At 58.4% G+C, this 20,056-nt stretch carries 18 protein-coding genes and 1 riboswitch; of the genes, 9 read left to right on the top strand and 9 right to left on the bottom strand.

Annotated features, from left to right (window positions below):
* Positions 1 to 38: 38 nt before the first annotated feature.
* Positions 39 to 2,423 carry a heavy metal translocating P-type ATPase gene (locus tag G7016_RS23935; RefSeq protein WP_040259174.1) on the top strand — a complete coding sequence of 795 codons (2,385 nt, stop codon included), beginning with the start codon at positions 39 to 41 and terminating at the stop codon, positions 2,421 to 2,423.
* Positions 2,420 to 2,818: a Cu(I)-responsive transcriptional regulator gene (cueR, locus tag G7016_RS23930; RefSeq protein ID WP_040259175.1), complete on the top strand. Its 399-nt coding sequence runs from the start codon at positions 2,420 to 2,422 to the stop codon at positions 2,816 to 2,818. Before G7016_RS23935 ends, cueR begins: the two co-directional genes overlap by 4 nt.
* 87 nt (positions 2,819 to 2,905) lie before the next feature.
* Here cueR and G7016_RS23925 read toward each other — a convergent pair whose 3' ends face one another.
* From G7016_RS23925 to G7016_RS23915, 3 genes are read right to left on the bottom strand one after another with little or no spacing between them, the layout of a single operon-like run.
* Complete coding sequence (locus G7016_RS23925) at positions 2,906 to 6,049, bottom strand: efflux RND transporter permease subunit (RefSeq protein WP_181118288.1); 3,144 nt, start codon at positions 6,047 to 6,049, stop codon at positions 2,906 to 2,908.
* The gene (locus G7016_RS23920; RefSeq protein WP_181118287.1) at positions 6,046 to 7,500 is read right to left on the bottom strand and encodes an efflux RND transporter periplasmic adaptor subunit; all 1,455 of its coding nucleotides are present in this window, start codon (positions 7,498 to 7,500) and stop codon (positions 6,046 to 6,048) included. Before G7016_RS23920 ends, G7016_RS23925 begins: the two co-directional genes overlap by 4 nt.
* Positions 7,497 to 8,759 carry a TolC family protein gene (locus tag G7016_RS23915; protein WP_052469086.1) on the bottom strand — a complete coding sequence of 421 codons (1,263 nt, stop codon included), beginning with the start codon at positions 8,757 to 8,759 and terminating at the stop codon, positions 7,497 to 7,499. Before G7016_RS23915 ends, G7016_RS23920 begins: the two co-directional genes overlap by 4 nt.
* Before the next feature lie 613 nt (positions 8,760 to 9,372).
* Here G7016_RS23915 and G7016_RS23910 point away from each other — a divergent pair.
* Positions 9,373 to 9,819 carry a DUF411 domain-containing protein gene (locus G7016_RS23910; RefSeq protein ID WP_040259178.1) on the top strand — a complete coding sequence of 149 codons (447 nt, stop codon included), beginning with the start codon at positions 9,373 to 9,375 and terminating at the stop codon, positions 9,817 to 9,819.
* Between the two features lie 86 nt (positions 9,820 to 9,905).
* On the opposite strand, the gene copD is transcribed toward G7016_RS23910, so the two are convergent.
* From copD to G7016_RS23885, 5 genes are all read right to left on the bottom strand, one after another.
* Positions 9,906 to 10,841 (bottom strand): copper homeostasis membrane protein CopD, encoded by a 936-nt coding sequence (gene copD / locus G7016_RS23905; protein WP_040259179.1) that lies wholly within the window; start codon positions 10,839 to 10,841, stop codon positions 9,906 to 9,908.
* A gap of 2 nt (positions 10,842 to 10,843) precedes the next feature.
* Positions 10,844 to 11,227, bottom strand: a complete 384-nt coding sequence (copC, locus tag G7016_RS23900) for a copper homeostasis periplasmic binding protein CopC (RefSeq protein WP_040259180.1) — start codon at positions 11,225 to 11,227, stop codon at positions 10,844 to 10,846.
* A 61-nt stretch (positions 11,228 to 11,288) separates the two neighbouring features.
* Positions 11,289 to 12,128 (bottom strand): copper resistance protein B, encoded by an 840-nt coding sequence (locus G7016_RS23895; RefSeq protein WP_052469087.1) that lies wholly within the window; start codon positions 12,126 to 12,128, stop codon positions 11,289 to 11,291.
* Positions 12,129 to 12,187: 59 nt separating this feature from the next.
* Positions 12,188 to 14,068 (bottom strand): copper resistance system multicopper oxidase, encoded by a 1,881-nt coding sequence (locus tag G7016_RS23890; RefSeq protein ID WP_040259182.1) that lies wholly within the window; start codon positions 14,066 to 14,068, stop codon positions 12,188 to 12,190.
* 129 nt (positions 14,069 to 14,197) lie between these two features.
* Positions 14,198 to 14,401 carry a co-regulatory protein PtrA N-terminal domain-containing protein gene (locus tag G7016_RS23885; RefSeq protein ID WP_181118286.1) on the bottom strand — a complete coding sequence of 68 codons (204 nt, stop codon included), beginning with the start codon at positions 14,399 to 14,401 and terminating at the stop codon, positions 14,198 to 14,200.
* 213 nt (positions 14,402 to 14,614) lie between these two features.
* Here G7016_RS23885 and G7016_RS23880 point away from each other — a divergent pair, with 213 nt between their 5' ends.
* Entirely contained in the window at positions 14,615 to 15,124 is a 510-nt protein-coding gene (locus tag G7016_RS23880) for a DUF305 domain-containing protein (RefSeq protein ID WP_225776512.1), read from the top strand.
* 439 nt (positions 15,125 to 15,563) lie between these two features.
* Here G7016_RS23880 and G7016_RS23875 read toward each other — a convergent pair whose 3' ends face one another.
* The gene (locus tag G7016_RS23875; protein WP_181118285.1) at positions 15,564 to 15,890 is read right to left on the bottom strand and encodes a four-helix bundle copper-binding protein; all 327 of its coding nucleotides are present in this window, start codon (positions 15,888 to 15,890) and stop codon (positions 15,564 to 15,566) included.
* Between the two features lie 212 nt (positions 15,891 to 16,102).
* A riboswitch (yybP-ykoY riboswitch) is annotated at positions 16,103 to 16,268 on the top strand.
* A 7-nt stretch (positions 16,269 to 16,275) separates the two neighbouring features.
* Here G7016_RS23875 and mntP point away from each other — a divergent pair.
* From mntP to G7016_RS23850, 5 genes are all read left to right on the top strand, one after another.
* Positions 16,276 to 16,842 carry a manganese efflux pump MntP gene (mntP, locus tag G7016_RS23870; RefSeq protein WP_040259186.1) on the top strand — a complete coding sequence of 189 codons (567 nt, stop codon included), beginning with the start codon at positions 16,276 to 16,278 and terminating at the stop codon, positions 16,840 to 16,842.
* 309 nt (positions 16,843 to 17,151) lie between these two features.
* Entirely contained in the window at positions 17,152 to 17,427 is a 276-nt protein-coding gene (locus G7016_RS23865) for a metal/formaldehyde-sensitive transcriptional repressor (protein ID WP_181118284.1), read from the top strand.
* A gap of 17 nt (positions 17,428 to 17,444) precedes the next feature.
* Positions 17,445 to 18,392, top strand: a complete 948-nt coding sequence (dmeF, locus tag G7016_RS23860) for a CDF family Co(II)/Ni(II) efflux transporter DmeF (protein ID WP_181118283.1) — start codon at positions 17,445 to 17,447, stop codon at positions 18,390 to 18,392.
* A 183-nt stretch (positions 18,393 to 18,575) separates the two neighbouring features.
* Positions 18,576 to 18,920 carry a metalloregulator ArsR/SmtB family transcription factor gene (locus G7016_RS23855; RefSeq protein ID WP_040259258.1) on the top strand — a complete coding sequence of 115 codons (345 nt, stop codon included), beginning with the start codon at positions 18,576 to 18,578 and terminating at the stop codon, positions 18,918 to 18,920.
* 25 nt (positions 18,921 to 18,945) lie between these two features.
* Positions 18,946 to 20,056, top strand: a 1,111-nt coding sequence (locus G7016_RS23850) for an arsenic transporter (RefSeq protein ID WP_181118282.1), incomplete at its 3' end; no start/stop codon positions are given.

Raw genomic sequence — 20,056 nt, 5'->3', positions numbered from 1 at the left:
AGGTTGATCCTCTACGCATTGATAGCGAGGAATCCGCCATGGCTGAATTTAATCTACCTATCCAAGGGATGACCTGCGCCGCGTGTGCCGGTCGCGTGGAGCGTGCGCTGAAGAAAGTGGCCGGCGTACAGGAAGCCAGTGTGAATCTGGCCAACGAGCAAGCCCGAATTGAAGCGCCGCAGGACGCCATGCCGGCTTTACGTGAGGCGATTACCCGCGCCGGCTATGGAGTCCCGGACGAAACCCTCGTATTGAGCATCACCGGCATGACCTGTGCCAGTTGCGTTAACCGTGTCGAACGGGCCTTGCGCAAAGTGCCCGGCGTGGGCGAGGTCAGCGTCAATCTAGCCACCGAACAGGCCCATGTCACTGCCGTAGCAGGCACGTCTGTGCAGGCCTTGATCGCCGCCGTAAGGGACGCGGGCTACCAGGCTCAACCTCCCACTACCAAGGTCCCAGCCGCTGAAAATACTCGACTCACACAGGAGCGCTGGGCGTTGATCGCAGCCTTGCTGCTGGCCGCTCCGCTCGTGCTGCCCATGCTGCTGCAACCGTTAGGCATTCACATCATGTTGCCGGTGTGGCTTCAGTTCGCTTTGGCCACACCGGTGCAATTCCTGCTCGGTGCCCGTTTTTACCGCGCAGCCTGGAAAGCGCTACGGGCCCGCACTGGCAATATGGATTTACTCGTCGCCCTGGGGACCAGCGCTGCTTATGGCTTGAGCGTCTACCAAGCCGCGACCGCTGTGCCCGGCCAGTTCCCCCACCTTTATCTAGAAGCTGCAGCTGTCGTGATTGGCCTGGTCCGTCTGGGCAAATACCTTGAAAGCCGGGCCAAGCGGCAGACCGGTGAAGCCATACGTGCGCTTCAGGGGTTAAGGCCCGAGCGCGCCCTACGTCTGGAAGCTGATGGCCGTGAGCAGGAGGTTGCGGTGGCTGACTTACGCCTGAAAGAACGCGTACGGGTCAGGCCCGGCGAGCGCATCCCGGTGGATGGCCTCATTGAGACAGGCGACAGCCATGCGGACGAAGCCCTGATCAGTGGCGAGAGCCGCCCGGTGGCCAAACAAGCCGGCGACAAGGTCATTGGTGGCTCCATCAACGGTGAAGGCATGCTGATCGTCCAGGTCACAGCCCTTGGGGGAGAGAGCGTACTGGCGCGGATCATTCGTCTGGTTGAAGACGCGCAGGCGGCCAAGGCACCCATCCAACGCCTGGTGGACAAGGTCAGCGAAATTTTCGTGCCGGTGGTGCTCGGCATTGCCCTGTTAACGCTTGTGGGCTGGCTGCTGGCAGGGAGCGGCTGGGAGACGGCGCTGATCAACGCGGTAGCCGTACTGGTCATTGCCTGCCCTTGTGCCTTGGGCTTGGCCACTCCAACTGCAATCATGGCAGGCACCGGCGTTGCGGCACGTCACGGCATCCTGATCAAGGATGCACAAACCCTGGAAGTCGCCCATGCCGTGCAAGCGGTGGCCTTTGACAAAACCGGTACCCTGACCTCAGGGGAGCCCCATCTGGTGCATATAGCGGTAGCTTCGATCCCCGAAGCGGAAGCCTTGGCGCTGGCGGGCCGCTTGCAACGAGGTAGTGAACATCCCCTGGGTCGTGCTGTTCTGGCGGCCTGTAGTGAACGCGACCTTGATACCCCAGTGGCTGACAGCGTCCGTGCGCTGTCTGGTCGTGGTGTCCAAGGCTCTGTCGAAGGCCGGCAGCTTGCCTTGGGCAATGGCCGATGGCTTGAAGAGCTAGGGCTCGAGCCAGGCGCGTTAGCTGAACACGCTCAGCAATGGGACGCCGAAGGCCGGACCTTGTCCTGGTTGATCGAGCTGGGCGCTGCGCCCAGGGTGCTGGCCTTGCTCGCGTTTGGCGATGCGCTTAAGCCTGGCGCCCAGCAGGCTGTAGCGGCCTTGGCAGCACGTCAGATCAGCAGCCATTTGATTACCGGGGATACCTGGAGCAGTGCCCGGCAGGTCGCTGCTCAGACGGGCATTGAGAACATTCATGCCCAGGTACTGCCGGCCGAAAAGGCGGCCGTCGTTGCAGGCCTCAAGGCGAAGGGCACACGGGTGGCCATGGTCGGCGACGGTATCAATGATGCGCCCGCCCTGGCGGCTGCCGATGTCGGCATTGCCATGGGCAGCGGTACCGATGTGGCCATGCATGCTGCCGGAATCACCCTACTGCGCAGTGATCCACGACTTGTACCGGCAGCGCTGGATATCGCCCGGTGCACCTACCGCAAAATCCGCCAAAATCTGTTCTGGGCCTTCGTCTATAACGTGATCGGCATCCCATTGGCAGCGTTCGGTCTGCTCGATCCGGTTTTTGCCGGCGCAGCCATGGCCTTTTCAAGCGTAAGCGTGGTGAGCAATGCCCTGCTGCTCAAACGCTGGCAACCGGCATTGGAGGACACACCCTGAACATCAGCCAAGCTGCACACGCCAGTGGGCTGACGCCCAAGATGCTGCGCTATTACGAAAGCATTGGTTTGCTTGAGCCTGCCATACGAACAGCAAGCGGTTATCGCCAGTACCGGCCTGCCGATCTGGATACCCTGGCTTTTCTCAAACGTGCTCGAGACCTGGGCTTTTCCTTGGAGGAAGTCGGCACCCTGCTCGAACTGCAACGCGACCGACACCGTGCCAGTGCCGACGTAAAAGCGCTGGCCAATGCTCATGTGCAGGACTTGAACCGCAAAATCGAGGAGTTCATCAGCCTGCGCGATACGCTGCAGGCCTTGATCAATGAATGCCAGGGCAACAACGATTCTACCTGCGCCATTCTCGACTCGCTGGCCGGAGTCGAGGGCAAATAGCGCAAAGCCCTGATGTCAGGCCAGCCAGCGTGTTAAGCCAGGCGCCCTGCACTTGCGGTACCTACGAATCAGGGTACGTTCAGGTACTCAGATCTTTAATCGTCGCGCTCGAATACGGTGAGCCTGGAGGAGGAAATAGCATGTTGGAATCAGTAGCATCGATAGCAGCGGTGCGGTAAGCATACCCCCTATCATCGGTGCTGCTATTCGCTTCATGATCTCCGAACCGGCCCCTGACCCCCAGAGTATGGGCAGCAGCCCCGCGATGATCACGGCCACCGTCATCGCCTTGGGCCTCACCTTGAGCACTGCGCCTTCCTTGATAGCTTCTGTCAAATCCTGCTCGGTTCCATGTCCTGCTGCGAGGCGGGGCGACCAGGCGCTGCGCAGGTACACCAGCATGATGACGCCAAACTCGGCAGAAACGCCGGCAAGGGCGATGAAGCCCACGCCTGTAGCGATGGACAGGTTATAGCCCAGGACATACAACAGCCAGATTCCGCCGGACAACGCAAAAGGCAGCGTCGCCATGATGAGTAGCGCCTCGCTGGCCGTACCGAAGGTGAAGTACAGCAACACGAAAATGATCGCCAGGGTAGCCGGTATCACCCACAGCAGGCGCTGGTTTGCCCGCTCCAGGTACTCGAACTGACCCGAGTACGAGACAGTGAGGCCGGGAGCCAGTTGGACTCTGGATGCTATCTGTGTCTGAAGCTCTTTCACTGTCGTGGCAAGGTCGCGCCCACGCACGTCCACATAGACCCAACCCGAAAGCCGGCCATTTTCGCTACGCAGCATCGGTGGGCCGTCGGTGATGCTGACATCTGCCACCATCGATAGGGTAATTTGCTGGCCGCTGCTGGTGACGACGGGGAGCCCTTTTAGCGCCTGTGCCGTATCTCGCCATTCGCGCCCGTAGCGCAGGTTTATAGGGTATCTGGCGAGCCCCTCCACGACTTCGCCGATGTTGCTTCCGCCAATGGCACCAGAAACCACTGCCTGCACCTCGCTGATATTCATGCCATAACGCGCTGCGGCCTGGCGATTGATACGTACGTCTACGTAGCGTCCTCCTGTCAGCCGTTCCGCCAGTGCGGATTGGACACCGGCGACTTGCTTGGCCACGGCCTCGATCTGTTGAGTTGCCTGGTCTATCTGCGCAAGCGAGGTGCCGGCCACCTTGATCCCCACCGGGCTTTTAACGCCCGTGGCAAGCATGTCGATGCGGTTGCGAATGGGGGGCACCCAAATGTTCGAGAGGCCTGGGACCTGTACCGCCTTGTCCAGCGCCTCGATCAGCTTTTCAGGGGTCATCCCGGCTCGCCATTGCTCCCTGGGCTTGAACCGTACAGTAGTCTCGAACATTTCCAACGGCGCAGGATCGGTAGCTGAATCCGCACGTCCCGCCTTGCCGAATACCCGCTCCACTTCAGGAACTGAGAGGATCATTCGGTCAGTAAGCTGGAGGAGCTGGCTCGCCTTGCTGGCCGATAAACCAGGCAAGGCCGATGGCATGTACAGCAAATCGCCTTCATCCATTTGAGGAAGAAACTCTCCCCCCAGTCGGCTTAAAGGCAAAAGCGTCGAGAAAAACACCAGGGCGGCGATAAGCAAGGTGAGTTTTGGCCACGCCAGAACCGTGTCGATTGCCGGGCGGTACACCGCGATCAGCCCGCGGTTGAGAGGGTTCTGATGCTCGGATGGAATCCTTCCCCGGATCCAGTAACCCATCAGCACGGGGACCAGCGTCACCGAGAGCCCTGCCGCGCCTGCCATTGCATAGGTCTTGGTGAAGGCCAGAGGCCCAAATAGCTTGCCTTCCTGGGCCTGTAGCGTGAAAACAGGCAAGAAAGACAACGTAATCACCAGCAGGCTGAAAAACACAGCCGGCCCGATCTCGGCAGCGGCTTGAGCGATTACGTGCCAGTGAGCCTGGCCTTCCAGCGGCTCTCCAGGATGCTGCTGTTGCCACGCCTCGATGTGTTTGTGCGCATTTTCGATCATCACTACTGCAGCATCGACCATCGCCCCGATGGCAATCGCAATCCCCCCCAGTGACATGATGTTGGCATTGACGCCCTGGTAGTGCATCACAAGAAAGGCAACCAAGATGCCCAGGGGCAAGGTCACGATGGCCACCAGCGAGGAACGTACGTGCCAGAGGAAGACTAGGCAGACCAGCGCGACCACCCCAAATTCTTCAAGCAGCTTGAAACCCAGATTGCTGATGGCGCGATCGATAAGCTGTGAGCGGTCATAGGTCGTGACTATTTCAACCCCAGCCGGCAGGCTGGTGCGCAAGTGTTCCAGCTTCTCCCTAATGGCAATCAGGGTATCGTGTGCATTTTTGCCGGAGCGCAAAAGAATGACCCCGCCCACAACCTCACCTCTGCCGTCCAGCTCAGCAACGCCGCGCCGCATTTCAGGCCCAAGCTGGATATTGGCAACTTGCCCGAGCAACACCGGGATGCCATTGCGAGAGGTCCGAAGAGGAATGTTTTTGAAGTCCTCCAGGCTTTCCAGATAGCCGGACGCCCTGACCATGTATTCCCTTTCGGCCATCTCCAATACCGCACCACCCGCTTCCTGGTTGGCGCCCTGGATGGCCTGGGTCACTTCCTGTTGGGTTACTCCGTACGCTGCCAGCTTCAGGGGATCGAGTACCACCTGGTACTGTTTGACCATGCCGCCGATTGTCGCGACTTCAGCCACGTTAGGGAGGGACTTGAGCTCGTACCGAAGGAACCAGTCCTGGATCGACCGTAACTGAGCGAGGTCGTGGCTACCCGAGCGGTCAACGAGCGCATATTGGTAAATCCAACCCACGCCCGTTGCATCAGGCCCCAGACTAGGCGTAACGCCTTTTGGCATGCGCGCCTGCGCTTGGCTGAGGTACTCCAACACCCTTGATCGCGCCCAGTACAGGTCAGTCCCGTCTTCAAAGAGCACATAGACAAACGAGTCGCCAAAGAACGAGTAACCTCGGACCGTCCTTGCGCCTGGCACCGAAAGCATCATCGTGGTCAGAGGGTAGGTCACCTGATTCTCCACAAGCTGTGGAGCCTGACCGGGATAGCTGGTTCGAATGATGACTTGGGTATCAGACAAATCAGGCAGCGCGTCCAGTGGTGTGTTGCGCACGGCCCAGAGCCCTGCGGCTACCACGACGAGCGTAGCTAGCAACACCAGGAATCGGTTGGCGATAGACCAGTAGATCAGCCGGCGAATCATTGGCCAGTCTCCTGCTTGGAGAGCTGTTCAACGATAAGCCCAGCGTCGCTTTGGGAAATTCCAATGGCGACGTGATCACCCACCTTGAGCCCTTTAGCCACGTCCGGCCTCGCCAGTGGGAAGGTCATGGTCATGCCGGGCATGCCAAGACTTTGGAACGGGCCATGGGCCAGTGTGACGGTCTCGCTGTCCAGGTCAATGATCTGACCCGTACTTGTGTGCCATTGTGCTCCCTCGGAGGGCCCCCCACGCGCGAGCAGGCCTTGGAGGCTCGCTTCCGAATCAAGCAAAAATTGCCCTGAACTGACTACCTCATCTCCTTCGGTCAGGCCCTTGATGATTTCTGCTTGCCCCCCAGATTCTTTGCCCAGTTCGACCACCTGCGGTCGATATCGCCCCTCGGGTAACGCAACCATGACGAAGGACCGCTTACCGCTGCGGATTACGGCTTCGCTCGGGGCTAGGAGTACAGAGGGCTGCTCTTCACCCTGCAGGCGAACCTGAGCGTACATGCCTGGACGAAGCTTCCCGTTGGCATTGGGTAGTTCAGCGCGCACCGTGACCGTCCGCGTTGCGCTGTCAGCGGAGGGCAACATGGAAATGATCTTTCCCTGTATAGCTTGGCCAGGCCAGGCGACGAAAAAGGCAGAAATGGGGTTGCCCACCGCCACACTGGATGTCAGAGCCTCAGGTACGGAGATGTCCAGCCATACCCTCGAAAGCCCATTGATCCGAGCCAGGTCCTGGCCTTTGGAGATAGCCATTCCGGCCTTGGCGTCGAGGGTCAGCAGCTCACCGGCGATGGGCATCACGATGGTTTGTACGGCAGCCGCTCGGCCGGTGCGGTCTACAGCTGCAATGGTGGATCCGGGCATTCCCAGCAAGCGAAGGCGTTCTTTCGCAGCGGCAGTGAGCTGAGAGTCTCCGGTCTGTTTTACAGCCAGGTATTCAAGCTGCGCCGCGGACCACTGAGGGATGAGCAGGTCTACAAGCGGTGTGCCGGCGGCTAATACGTCGCCCGGAGCCCGGCCGTAGACCTTATCAACGTAGGCGTCGGCACGGGCCTGGACCGTGGCCAGCTCCCGCTGGCTGTATCCCAAAGTGCCGGCGGCATCAATGCTTGATGGCAATGCCCCCCGTTGCACCCGCACGGTTCGAACACCCAGGCTTTGCACTGTTCCTGCCGCCAGTCCCAAGGATGTTGACGCTTGCTCATCGGCGTATTTTGGAACCAGGGCCATGTCCATGAACGGCGATCGACCAGGCTTATCAAAATGCTGGTCTGGCTTCATGGGGTCATACCAATACAGCGCCTTGCGCGCTTGGGTCGTGGTAGTGCCAGGTTCGACAGCTGTCGATTCGCTTGCCGTGCCGAGCCAAAAGCCAAGCAGAGCCCCCACGCCTACCAGGCAGGCGGCGGACAACGTACCCATCACGTATGAGCCCTTCATTGCGCGCCCTCCGCGTAGGCAAAGAAGAGTTTGGCGGTCAGAACCGACAGCTCTTCCTCCAACCCGACCTTGCGCAAAGTCGCTTCAATCAGCTGCCGGCGCGCAGAAACGACCGTGCCGATGTCAGCGCTGCCAGCCTTGTAAGCTGCCATTTCCAAGGAGAACCTACGCTGGGCCAGCGGTATAGCGCTCTCGGTGCTTCGCCTGAGTACCGCACGTAAGCGATCCTGTTCAGCCAGCCCCGATTCCAACTCCATCTGGTGACTGCGTAGCATCACTTCCTGTTCTTGCTCCATGCGCGAGAGGTTCTTTTCCCTTGATGTGATTCGCGGCCCTTGCCTGGCCCCGGTGAACAGTGGAAGGTCGAACGTCACCTGTAGGCTGACCATATCGCCGAATCGCTTGTCGCGGTTGCCATAACCAAGCTCCACGCCCCAGTCGGGCTTTTTCTCGGCGACTGCTTCGCCCAGCTCGGCCTTGGCCTCACCGACCCGAGCGGCGGCGGCCTGGATATCGGGATGATGGGCCAGCCCATGCTGGCTATGAGTAGCTGACCACTCCAATACAGGCGCCGACCCAGCCAAGGGTTGGTCACCTTGCGCACCCAGGAACTGGCGCAGTTGCGCCCTGGCGCCGGCTACATCACTGATCAGCTGATCGCGCCTGTCTTCAAGGTCCAACGTCTCCTGTTCGAGCGCCACAGCATCAGCAGGCTTTGCTGTTCCCCCGGCAATCAGCGCAGGTACCGTAGAGCGTTGTAGGTTGAGCTGTTTCAACAGGTCATCAAAAGCGGAAAAGCGTTGCTGAGCATAAAAGAGCCTCAGCCAACTGGCGGCAACGTCCTGCTTGACCTTGATCAGAGCCTGGCGCTGCTCGGCTTGCGCAAGCTCAGCGAAGGCTTCAGCCGAATGGCGCCGTGCACGGCGCTTGTCGCTGTTAGGAACCTCTTGCATAACCCCGATCCGACGCATCGTCATTGAGTCGTCGTCCAATGAGTAGCGCTGCTGCCCTTCTACGGGCAAGTTGTCGATGCCCAGAAAGAGCTTGGGATCAGGTAGCGCATCAGCGGGGCGAATGGCGGCATTTGCCGACGCGACCTGAGCGGCCCTGGCTAGATTTTCAGGGGCCATTGTCTCTGCCAGCTTCAGCGCATAATCGAAAGTAAGGGCGTCAGCCAGGGCCGGCTGCGCCGCAGTTACAAGCAGCAAGAGTGCAAGCGCGCTGGGTATGCCAGCGGCAAAAGCGGGACGAACAGGCATGACCTGCCTCCATGCGAAACCAATGTATACGCAGCCCCAGCGGTATTGCGCCGTTGGTAATGCGTTCGGACAAAGGAATTACACGAAGCGTGGTGGACGCCAAGGCGTAGCGAAGGCCTCTTGAGGCGCTGGCCTAGCTACGCAGGCGTGAACCGGCAGGGGGCCCGGCTTTGGGATTTGTAGGATGAACAGGCTGATCAGAGAGCTGGTTTTGCAATCCTGTCCCCATTTGCATGGCGCTGTCTGGCTATCCTTGACCTTTTTCTCCATATCCGCACACGGTGTCTGAGCGCGCTTTTGGACTGCTTGCATTGGACATGGCTCCGCTGGCAGCGGCCCGCCACCCTGGCCATAAGCGGGGAGAAGAAGACTTAGAATAAGAGCAAGTACGAAAACCACGCGAGCCATAGGATTCCATGAAGCGAGCCAAACCATTGGCTGTCACCGAGGCTGATTATAGAGCGAAACGCTTGCTGGGCCAGCTATGGCGCGCCTTGCTTACAGCATTGTAATGGGGTCGTGGCAGCTTGGAAGATATCCTTGGGCTATTCCATTCCAGGTGACTATTCGAGCAGCCTCTTGCCAAAGGGCCTGGCTTCAATCAGGAGCAACGATGAAAAGAAAGACAATCATGACCTTGGCGACCCTGCTTATCGCCGGTACCACTCAGGCGGCGGAGACGCTTAAGGTCGATGTCCACCGTGATGCCAATTGCGGGTGCTGCAAAGGCTGGATCAAACATTTGGAGGCTGAGGGCTTCACGGTAAATGACCAGGTGGAGCAAGACATGGCGGCTGTGAAGGGGCAGCTTGGTGTGCCACAGGGGCTGCGCTCGTGCCATACCGCCGTCATCAACGGTCGCTTTGTGGAAGGGCATGTGCCGGCAGAACAGCTCAAAGCGCTGAGCAAACGTACTGACCTGGTGGGGATTGCGGTCCCCGGCATGCCGCTGGGTTCGCCGGGCATGGAGCACGGCACTGCCCGGCACGCTTACAAGGTCATTGGGGTGACTGTTGCCGGACAGCAGGAAACGGTCGCAACGTATGACGCCAGGCCCTAAGGCTTCCATACAGGCGGCTCCTCAGGAGGAGCCGCCTGGTTCTTCTTGGAGGCTGAGCCAGGCTTAATGCACAGCCAGTAGGGCAACTATTGCATCGCCATGTCCACCTCCGGGCTCAGCGTACCCAGCCAGGCGATCAGCCCAAGAACAACGACTGCTGCAGCAAGCTCTGTGGCCATACTCCAACGCAAGGCCTTGGCGGCCCCGGTGTAGTCCCCGTGCCCAATGGAATGCTCAAGGTGAGGGCTGAGCCGAAAGCGGTTCAACGAGGCCAAACCAATCATTGCCGCAAACAGCACCAGTTTAGCCATCAGCAACCACCCGTACGTGGTATCAGCCAGGCTGTCCAACTGGGGGCCAACGATGAACAGGTAGTTGACTATCCCTGTGACCAGGATGGTCGCGACGATGACACCACCTGCCGATTCAAAGCCGGTCAGCGTCCGCGCCAAGATCTTCACAGAACCGTGGTTATCTACCTTTTTAGCTCGCAGCAGTAAGGCAAAGGCGACCAGAGCACCTACCCAGCCGCCTGCGGCAAACAAATGCACGATGTCGGTCGCAAAATGCCAGAAACGGCGACTTCCTTCGTCCATAGCACCGTGGCCTGTCCAGGCCAGTGTGGCCAAGGCAACCCCGCTGAGTGCTGTGACCACCCAAAGACTGCCTGTCGGGCTGCGGCTGGTTAGCAGGCCAGCGACCGCTATCATGGCAAGGGCCGCCATGCGTACGTCCCAGGAAAAACCCACCTCGGTTTCTGCCAGCATCATTTTGACATGAGGGAAAAGCTCCTCCCACTCAGTAGCACCACTCATGGCTTTAGCCATCTGCAACAGCGCGGCAAGGGACAGCAACGCTCCCAGCACGGCTGTCCCGGTGAGTAATAGCTTGAAGTTCAGCACCGCGCCTGACTGGCGCTCCGTTCCCCTCAAGCTGTACAGACCGAAAAGGGCCAAGCCAAACAACACCATCAGGTCGGTATAAAGCGCAAAACGAAGCGCGATGCTGAGTGGGTCGGCCATGCTTATTTCACCTTGAAGGTGACGTTGCCTGTAATGGGATGGGTATCGGACGAGACCGCGCGCCATTCCACCTTATAGCTGCCCGTTGTGAGCGGCGACGCTGGGGTAATGACCATCGTCTTAGGATCGCTGCCAGCGGCCACGCTTGCTTTTACCGGCATGGGGGAATTAGGCATGCCAGGCATGTCCGTCATGATCAGCTTGGCACCGGAAAACTGAGTGACCAAGTTCTCCGAGAAATGAAGCTCGACCTTCTCCGGCGCAGCACCATCGGCCCCTTGCGCAGGCGTGGAAGACACAAGCTTCGGATGGGCTTGAGCCAGGGCGCTTGCCAGCATGCCGGCAGCCAGAAGGGTGGCGATACCTGTGGACTTCAAGAGAGACATAAAACGCTCCTCACAGCGGATGGCTGTTCGATTGGGGGTAATTATTGGGTGAATGTAGCGGTTAGAACCACAGGCGCACGCCGAGGACCAGGCGGGCTTCACTACGATCCTCACCCTCGTCGCGGGCATAATCGGCCGTGTTCCCATATGACCGGTTCCAGGTCACACCGATGTAGGGGGCAAACTCGCGGCGGATTTCGTAGCGCAGTCGTACGCCGACTTCACTCTCGGCCAGACCCGCACCGGTACCCCTCTGTGGGTCATTCTTGCCGTAGAAATTGACCTCGGCAGTAGGCTGCAGGATGAGTCGATTGGTCAGAAGGATGTCGTAGTCACCTTCAAGCCGCATGGCTGTTTGGCCACCTTCGCCAACAAAGACCGTAGCCTCGGCTTCGAAGTTGTACAGCGCCAGACCTTGGAGACCAAAAGCGGCCCAGGTCTGTGGATCTCCTGGCTTGAAATCCTGGCGAACGCCTGTCACAACATCCCACCAGGGGCCAACGGCATGGCCCCACAGGGCCTGAACTTCCGCTTCTTCGGTTTTGCCATTGAGCCGCTCACCTTCCGAGCGCACCCACAGTCTGTCGATGTCGCCACCAGCCCAGCCGGTGAAATCCCAGTTCAGCGCACTGCCGCTGTCAGCGTCCTGCCATTCAAGCTGATCGAACAGAAGCATGTAGTTGACCGACTCATCATGCACCGTGTGGCCGGCGTCCGATTTATAAACGGCGGCGCGGTCCGCTGCGTTAATCGCTGGAATGGGCGTACGGCTCTGAGTCGGAGCAGGCTTTTGGGGGGACGAGGCCATGCCCGTCATGGAGTCATCCATGTCCTGCATCTGGCTGTGATCCATCCCCTGCATGGTGTCCTCCGCTGCCGCATAGGCAAATGGGGCCAGCATCAGACTTGCCGTGACCGCCAGACGCACCCCATTACGCGTTAGTAATGTGTCCATACCTGTTATTCCTCTACCCGGACTTCACGGAACATGCCCATCTCCATGTGGAACAGGAGGTGGCAGTGATAGGCCCAACGGCCTAGCGCATCCGCGGTGACTCGATAACTGCGTTTGGAGCCAGGAGGCATGTCAATCGTGTGCTTGCGCACCATGAAATTGCCGTTCTCGTCCTCGAGGTCGCTCCACATCCCGTGCAGGTGAATGGGGTGGGTCATCATGGTGTCGTTTACCAGGACCACGCGCACTCGCTCGCCATATTTCAATCGCAGGGGCTCAGCATCGGCGAACTTGACCCCATTGAATGACCAGGCGAATTTTTCCATATGGCCTGTGAGGTGCAGCTCGATCGTTCGCCCGGGCTCTCGGCCGTCCGGGTCTTCAAAGGTGCTTCGCAGGTCGGAATAGGTAAGCACCCGACGACCGTTATTGCGCAGGCCTAATCCGGGATCATCCAATTTTGGCGTAGGACTCATGGCCTGCATGTCAACCAAGGGATTGTCCTTCTCGGTAACCGGGTGGGCTTGCATCGGCATGTCACCCATGCCTGACATTCCCGCCATGCCGGCCATGTCTCCCATGGCCCCATGGTCCATGCCTGCCATTTTGCTATGGTCCATGCCCTGCATCTGCCCGCCGTCCATGCCCTGCATGGGTACGCCAGACATACTGTTCATGCCCTGCATGTCACCTGCGCCCATGGCGCCGTGATCCATGCCTTCCATGCCTTCCATGCTGCCCATGTCGCCCATCGAACCGTGATCCATACCGCCCATACCCATGTCGGCCATGGTCACCAGTGGCCGAGGATCAAGCGACGGTACGGGCGCTACGAGGCCTTCACGAACCGCCAGGGTGCCGCGTGCGAAACCAGTACGGTCCATCGACTGAGCAAACAAGGTGTAAGCCTGCTCGGTAGGCTCAACAATGACGTCATAGGTCTCGGCAACCGCGATGCGCAGCTCGTCAACGGTGACTGGCTTTACGTATTGCCCATCCGAGGCGACCACCGTCATTTTCAGGCCAGGGATACGCATGTCGAAATACGTCATGGAGGAGCCATTAATGAAGCGAAGCCGAATCTTTTCACCCGGGCGGAAAACGCCCGTCCAGTTCGTGTTCGGCGCGTGGCCATTCAGGAGATAGGTGTAGGTAGCCCCGCTCACATCGGCCAGGTCAGTGGGGTTCATCTTCATTTCAGCCCACATTTTTCGGTCAGCCACGGTCGCTGACCAGCCTTGCTTGTGGACATCCTCGATAAAATCGCCAACCGTGCGCTTGTTATAATTGTAGTAATCCGATTGTTTTTTCAGCTTTCGCATCAACGAAGCGGGGTCTTCGTCAGTCCAATCAGTCAGCATCACCACATAGTCGCGATCATACGTAAAAGGCTCGGGATCCTTGGCTTCAATCACCAATGGCCCATAAACCCCGGCTTGCTCTTGGAAACCGGAATGGCTGTGGTACCAGTAAGTGCCATTCTGCTTGACGTGGATTTTATAAACGTACATCCCGTCCGGCTCGATGCCGGCGAAGCTTAGTCCTGGTACACCGTCCATATTGGGGGGCAAAATAATACCGTGCCAATGGATCGATGTGTGATCGCGCAGCTTGTTGCGCACCCTAAGGGTTACAGTATCGCCTTCTTTCCAGCGCAATAGGGGCCCCGGAAGCCCACCGTTAATAACCATTGCCGTACGCGGTTTGCCGGTGATGTTTACAGGCATCTCACCGATTGAAAGATCAAAATCAGTGCCGGTAAGCGTGTTCAGTTGACCAGGCCCTGAAAGCGCCCACGACGGGTTTCGCCAGAGACCCAGGCCACCTAGAACCCCCATGGCCGTCAGGCCCTTGACGAAAGTGCGTCGCGACGTTTTCGATTGCATATATCTGCCTGATAGTTAGAAAAATCTACTGCGGTTGCGCTTGAAAACAATACTTGGACGAATTCGTCTCAAAGAGTGGCACAGCCTAACCAACACGGCGATTACATTTCTGTAAGCTTGCCAGAGCGGTTAGCAATGCTTTGGCTTCGTTTCTGGCCCTTCTTGCGCCACTTCCGGAGCCTCCTGCGAAGCGGCTTTAGCGTTATGGGCGGTCATGGCCGTCTCACGAGCTTCGGCCATGCGAGCAGATACCCGCTCACTCCCACCTTCGGCAAGTGCCAAGGAAGATGCGCCCAGCGCGAGGGTAACGAGAAGAATTTTGACAGCATTCATAGGTAAATCCTCAGTTCAAGGTACCCGGTAAGGGTTAGCCCGTTCAGGTGGAGCGCGTTTGGCGCTGAGGCAATATTAAGGGTCTGTACCTTTCAGACAGCTGAGGGGAAGATTACAGTTTGGACAGCTATAACCAGCGCTTGGCCCACTGAGACGAAATGGTCAGCTTCAACGGCTGCGCTTTTTTCGCGTAAACCTTACAGAAATGTAATCGTGGCAAACCCTACCAGCGCCCTTTTCTTAGCTACCCTTCCGAAGACGTCGGATATTCTTACTGCCGAAGCCGATACAAATATCAATCGAATAACGCTCGCCAAGAGGTCTACTATGCTTAATAAGCATCTAAGCGGTGTCGCTCTTACAAGTATTCTTTTTTTAAGTTCAGTTCCTTTGTCGTTCGCTGATAACAACGATTCTCATGCTGCTTTTAATGAGAAAGGCGGTGCTGACAATATGGCTTCGGTCACGACGGGTGGAGGTGCGTCCACAGAATACAAGCAAGCGATGGAGAAGATGAATAAAGGGATGATGAGTGGTATGGCGCCTGACCCGTCGAAAAGCTGGGCTCAGATGATGGTCGAACATCATCAAGGCGCCATCGACATGTCCAGGATTGTGCTTAAAAATACTCAAGATCCTGCTATTAAACAGATGGCTGAAAAAAATATACAAGAGCAAAGCAAAAGTATTGCGGAACTAAAATCCTGGCTGGGCAAACACTGACGATGACTGGTTTTTCGCAGCATGGTGATTTTTTTAGCGGGTCAGCGCGAGCAGAGCGGCTGAAATGCATAAAAAATCACCTCGGCTTTGACACCAAGCGGCTTCCTCGACCCTCCTTACAGGAATGAATCAAGGTCGAGGTGGTGGCTTGGAACTCATACGCATTTACCAGATTTTTGTATCCACCCAATGCGCAAGACTGACCGGCTTCGAGGCAAAAACCGCCCTCCTAAGGCGGTTTTTTTGTGCCTACGATTTGCCGGTCGCGATAGCAGTACCGTGCCATAGAACTGCTGCCGCGCCGACTATTGATGCAAGCCTGTGGTGACAGAACGGCCTTCATCCTGACGCTCTACGTCCTGATCGCCCGTAATGCTGGCGCGCGCTGTCGGCTCGGCAACCCTTCCGTGGTCTTTATGCTCCTTGCCGGGACCGGAACTCAAGCCGCCATGGCCTCGCAGGCCTGGGCGCAGGCGTGGCAGGCCTTGGCGCAATTCTGGCAATGGTCAGCGTCATGCTTGCCGCACTCCTCACCACAAGCTTTGCAGGCCTTCGCGCAAAGGGCACAGAATTCCTTCGCTAGGGGACTCTGGCGCGCCATCAGGCTCGCCGCGAGCTTGCACATATCGGCGCAGTCCCTGTCCAGCTTTATGCAGTTAGCCATCATTTGAACATCTTGCTCTTGCAAGCAGGCTGAAGCGCAGCGCTCACAGGCTAGGGCGCAGCGCAGGCATTCCTCAATGCAATCATCATAACCACCGTTCATGAGTTATCTCCGAGGTTGACGGTCGATTCTCGCGTTTACATCCAAGGCCTTTTTCCAAGGCACATGAGGTCCGACTCAGCCTGGTGGTAGGGGTTTCTAGAGTTTAATTACGTTTCTGTAAGGTTGGGCTTGAGGTCCGCGCGCGCCATCGGGTGATGGGTAACCGGCAGATCCTATTGATGCTTTTTTACATTCACGCCGCTATAGTGGCGCCCCTTGTCGGGGAGTAGCCTGCTCTAGACCTGGTATAGAGCGTTCGTGTCAACATTCTCGGCAGCATGCCGTGGCACGAACACCCTCTGGTTGGCGAGACCGACGATGCATCCATGCCTGAAGTCGGGCGTGTGGTTGTGTCGTTGACTCAAAGCCCGACTGGACGTTAACCGTGAGCCCCATTTCCCTTCTGTTCCTTGCCCTGGCGATGTCCACGGACGCTTTCGCAGCGGCCATTGGCAAGGGCGCAAGCCTCCATAAACCACGCTTTGCCGAAGCGCTGCGCACCGGCCTTATCTTTGGCGTGATTGAATCGATCACCCCCCTGGTAGGTTGGGTCATCGGGCAAGCCGCTGCCCAATACGTTGAAAACTGGGACCACTGGATCGCCTTCTTCCTCCTGTTGGCGCTGGGCGTGCACATGATCTACAACGGCCTCAAGCACGAGGAAGCCGAGGAAGAGAAGCCCAACCAGCACTCGTTTTTCATCCTGGCCGCGACGGCCGTTGCCACGAGTATTGACGCCTTAGCCGTCGGGGTTGGCTTGGCCTTCGTCAATGTGAACGTCCTGGTTGCCGCCTCGGCTATCGGTGTGGCCACGACGGTGATGGTCACGGTCGGCATGATGCTGGGCCGCGTGCTGGGAACGGTCGTGGGTAAACGAGCTGAGATCATCGGGGGTGTAGTGCTGATGGCGGTTGGGTCGACCATCCTTTATGAGCACTTGTCCGCGGTGTGACGAATAGCCACGCACGACAGCTCATGATGGTGTGGTGCGATCCTCCCTTCGGATAGCGACATAAAGACTTATGCGACTCCATCGTGGAAAACCCTGGCTGTGTCACCTGCGCAAAGCACTACCTGCAGCCGGGTCATAGCCCGATCGTAAGCAATGCCATAGGGCGGTAACCCTGTTCCTTGGCCTCAGGCGTAACTACCCGCAAGCGGCCCTTCAACACTGAACGCGCAGTAGTGAATGCTGCGCCTGTCCCCCTTGCGCCGGAAAATGCACGTATGTCATTCTTTATATAGGTAGGGGGGGTATGGTATGGCTCATTTGGCATCAAACAAAGACGATTTACTCAAGCGCGTCAAACGGATCGCGGGACAGATTCAAGCCATTGAAAGGGCACTGGAAGCCGATCATGACTGTGCAAAGACCCTTCATTTGGTGGCCGCCACACGCGGGGCCATCAATGGGCTGATGGACGAAATCATTGAAGATCACGCCAGGGAGCACGTGGCGAACCCTGCATTGAGTGAGCAGGAACGCAATAAAGGCGTCGAGGAACTCTTAGAAGCCATTCGGCGCTACTCCAAGTGATGAACGCAGGCCTGAATATGAACAGCAGTACCCGATTTACACACGAGCACGTCTTCCTCGGATCAACACACGATGAAAATGCAAAACGCACCCTCTGGGTCGTGATGCTCACCGTCGTCATGATGATCGGAGAGATTGCAGCCGGGTACATCACCGGCTCCATGGCCCTGCTCGCGGATGGTTTTCATATGGCAACCCATGCCGGCGCCCTGGGTATCACTGCCGGCGCATACGCGTATGCCAAGCGCCATGCATCCAGCGTGCGCTATAGCTTTGGCACGGGCAAGGTGGGTGATTTGGGAGGCTTTGCCTCGGCCCTGATTTTGGGGCTGGTCGCCTTGGGGGTAGGCATAGAGTCCGTGATTCGCTTGCTCCAGCCTGCGGATGTTCAATTTGGAACCGCCACCCTCATCGCCATTGTGGGCCTGGCCGTGAACGTCCTCAGCGCGGTGTTGCTGGGGCACGGTCACCACCATGGTAATGACCATGACCACCACCACGACCATGACCACGCTCATCACAAGGCCCACCAAGGCACTGACAACAACCTTAGGTCTGCCTACGTACACGTCATCGCCGATGCCCTAACGTCTGTCCTGGCCATCGCCGCCCTACTGGCTGGGCGCTACCTCGGGTGGGTCTGGCTTGACCCGGCCATGGGTGTCGTCGGAGCCATTGTGATCGCACGGTGGGCATGGAGCCTGATGAGGGCTACCGCCAGTGTTCTACTGGATGAGACGGACCAGCACGTTGCGGCAGAAATCCGCGAGCTGGTTGAACAGCCCGGTGATGCCAAAATTACCGATCTGCATGTCTGGCGCGTCGGCCCAGCGGCTCATGCCGCCATTGTCAGCGTGCTTGGTGAATCCACCATGGACGCAGATAGCATCCGTGAGCGGTTGAAGCCTGTCCACGAAGTCGGCCACCTCACTGTTGAGTATCGAGCCGTGTCGTCTACAGCGTAATTACCCTGTCCATTACGGTAGCTGCCCCGAAGAGCAACTACCCCCACTGGAACGAAAACCGCCTTTTAGGGCGGTTTTTTGTTTCTGTCAGATCGCTCAAACATTCGCTATCTCATATATTTGAAAATGCGTATATTTGGATTCTCATATGTGATGGAGCCTGTCATGTCTGCCCTAACCGCCATGACCCCGACCGCGTTATTCAAATGCCTTGCCGACGATACCCGGACCAAAATCACCTTGCTGATCGTGAGCCAGGGCGAGTTGTGTGTCTGTGAGCTTACCGCCGCGCTCGACCTGAACCAGCCCAAGATTTCCCGTCACCTAGCCCTGCTGCGTTCGGCCGGCTTGCTGATGGACCGCCGCCAGGGCCAGTGGGTGTACTACCGCCTGCATCCCGAGTTGCCCGCCTGGGTCACTGCCGTGCTCAAAGACGTCGTGGACGCCAATCAGCAATGGCTGGAAACCGAGGCCAAACGCCTGTGCGGCATGAACGACCGTCCCGTCAATCAGGCCGTGTGCAGCTGAATCACGTCCCAACCGAGTGACCGAAATGCTGACTGCCGTACTGATCTTTATAGCCACTATCGTGCTCGTCATCTGGCAACCCAGGGGGCTGGGTGTAGGCTGGAGCGCAACCTTTGGCGCCGTGCTGGCCTTGCTGACCGGTGTGGTCAGCGTGGGCGACATCCCCCAGGTGTGGCACATCGTCTGGAATGCTACCGCGACCTTCATCGCGGTCATCATCATCAGCCTGCTGCTGGATGAGGCCGGCTTTTTCGAATGGGCCGCGTTGCATGTCGCGCGCTGGGGAGGCGGCAGCACACGCAAGTTGTTTGCGTTCATCATTCTGCTGGGCGCCGCGGTATCGGCCCTGTTTGCCAATGACGGCGCCGCGTTGATCCTTACCCCGATCGTCATCGCGATGCTCTTGGCGTTGCGCTTTTCCCCGGCCGCTACCCTGGCCTTTGTCATGGCGGCCGGCTTTATCGCGGACACGGCGAGCTTACCGTTGGTGGTGTCCAACCTGGTTAACATCGTCTCGGCGGACTACTTCAACATCGGTTTCAGCGAGTACGCCTCGATCATGGTCCCGGTGAACCTGGTGAGCGTGGCGGCGACCTTGCTGATGCTGCTGTGGTTCTTCCGCAAGGAGTTGCCCAATACCTACGACCTGGCGCAGCTGCATCACCCTGATGAGGCGATCCGCGACCGACCAACGTTCATGGCCGGCTGGTGGGTCTTGGCGGTGCTGCTGATCGGCTTCTTCGTGATCGAGCCGCTGGGCGTGCCGATCAGTGCCATCGCAGCGGTGTGCGCCTTCGTGTTGTATGTGATCGCGGCCCGGGGTCATGCGATCAACACCGGCAAGGTGCTCAAGGGCGCACCCTGGCAGGTGGTGATTTTCTCCCTGGGCATGTACCTGGTGATCTACGGCCTGAAAAACGCGGGCCTGACCGACTACATCGCGCACCTGCTCAACGTCTTTGCCGGCTACGGCCTCTGGGGCGCGTCGCTGGGCACCGGGCTGCTGACTGCCTTCCTGTCCTCGATCATGAACAACATGCCCACGGTGCTGGTCGGCGCCTTGTCCATCCATGCCGCCGAGGTCGATGGCGTGGTCCAGCAGGCCATGGTGTACGCCAACATCATCGGCTGCGACC

The sequence above is a fragment of the Pseudomonas japonica genome (genome assembly GCF_013522925.1).
Taxonomy (GTDB): domain Bacteria; phylum Pseudomonadota; class Gammaproteobacteria; order Pseudomonadales; family Pseudomonadaceae; genus Aquipseudomonas; species Aquipseudomonas japonica_A.
Note: the sequence above shows the minus strand (reverse complement) of the source record. Positions and strands in the feature narration are given on the sequence as shown.

Coding starts and splice junctions, on each gene's coding strand:
- copD (WP_040259179.1), bottom strand. CDS start 10,841: ATGGCCGACCCACTCAGCATCGCGCTTCGTTTTGCGCTTTATACCGAC.
- G7016_RS23890 (WP_040259182.1), bottom strand. CDS start 14,068: ATGCAATCGAAAACGTCGCGACGCACTTTCGTCAAGGGCCTGACGGCC.
- G7016_RS23925 (WP_181118288.1), bottom strand. CDS start 6,049: ATGATTCGCCGGCTGATCTACTGGTCTATCGCCAACCGATTCCTGGTG.
- G7016_RS23920 (WP_181118287.1), bottom strand. CDS start 7,500: ATGAAGGGCTCATACGTGATGGGTACGTTGTCCGCCGCCTGCCTGGTA.
- G7016_RS23885 (WP_181118286.1), bottom strand. CDS start 14,401: ATGAATGCTGTCAAAATTCTTCTCGTTACCCTCGCGCTGGGCGCATCT.
- G7016_RS23855 (WP_040259258.1), top strand. CDS start 18,576: ATGACCCCGACCGCGTTATTCAAATGCCTTGCCGACGATACCCGGACC.
- dmeF (WP_181118283.1), top strand. CDS start 17,445: ATGAACAGCAGTACCCGATTTACACACGAGCACGTCTTCCTCGGATCA.
- copC (WP_040259180.1), bottom strand. CDS start 11,227: ATGTCTCTCTTGAAGTCCACAGGTATCGCCACCCTTCTGGCTGCCGGC.
- G7016_RS23935 (WP_040259174.1), top strand. CDS start 39: ATGGCTGAATTTAATCTACCTATCCAAGGGATGACCTGCGCCGCGTGT.
- G7016_RS23915 (WP_052469086.1), bottom strand. CDS start 8,759: ATGCCTGTTCGTCCCGCTTTTGCCGCTGGCATACCCAGCGCGCTTGCA.
- G7016_RS23865 (WP_181118284.1), top strand. CDS start 17,152: ATGGCTCATTTGGCATCAAACAAAGACGATTTACTCAAGCGCGTCAAA.
- G7016_RS23875 (WP_181118285.1), bottom strand. CDS start 15,890: ATGAACGGTGGTTATGATGATTGCATTGAGGAATGCCTGCGCTGCGCC.
- G7016_RS23910 (WP_040259178.1), top strand. CDS start 9,373: ATGAAAAGAAAGACAATCATGACCTTGGCGACCCTGCTTATCGCCGGT.
- G7016_RS23895 (WP_052469087.1), bottom strand. CDS start 12,128: ATGCTGGCCCCATTTGCCTATGCGGCAGCGGAGGACACCATGCAGGGG.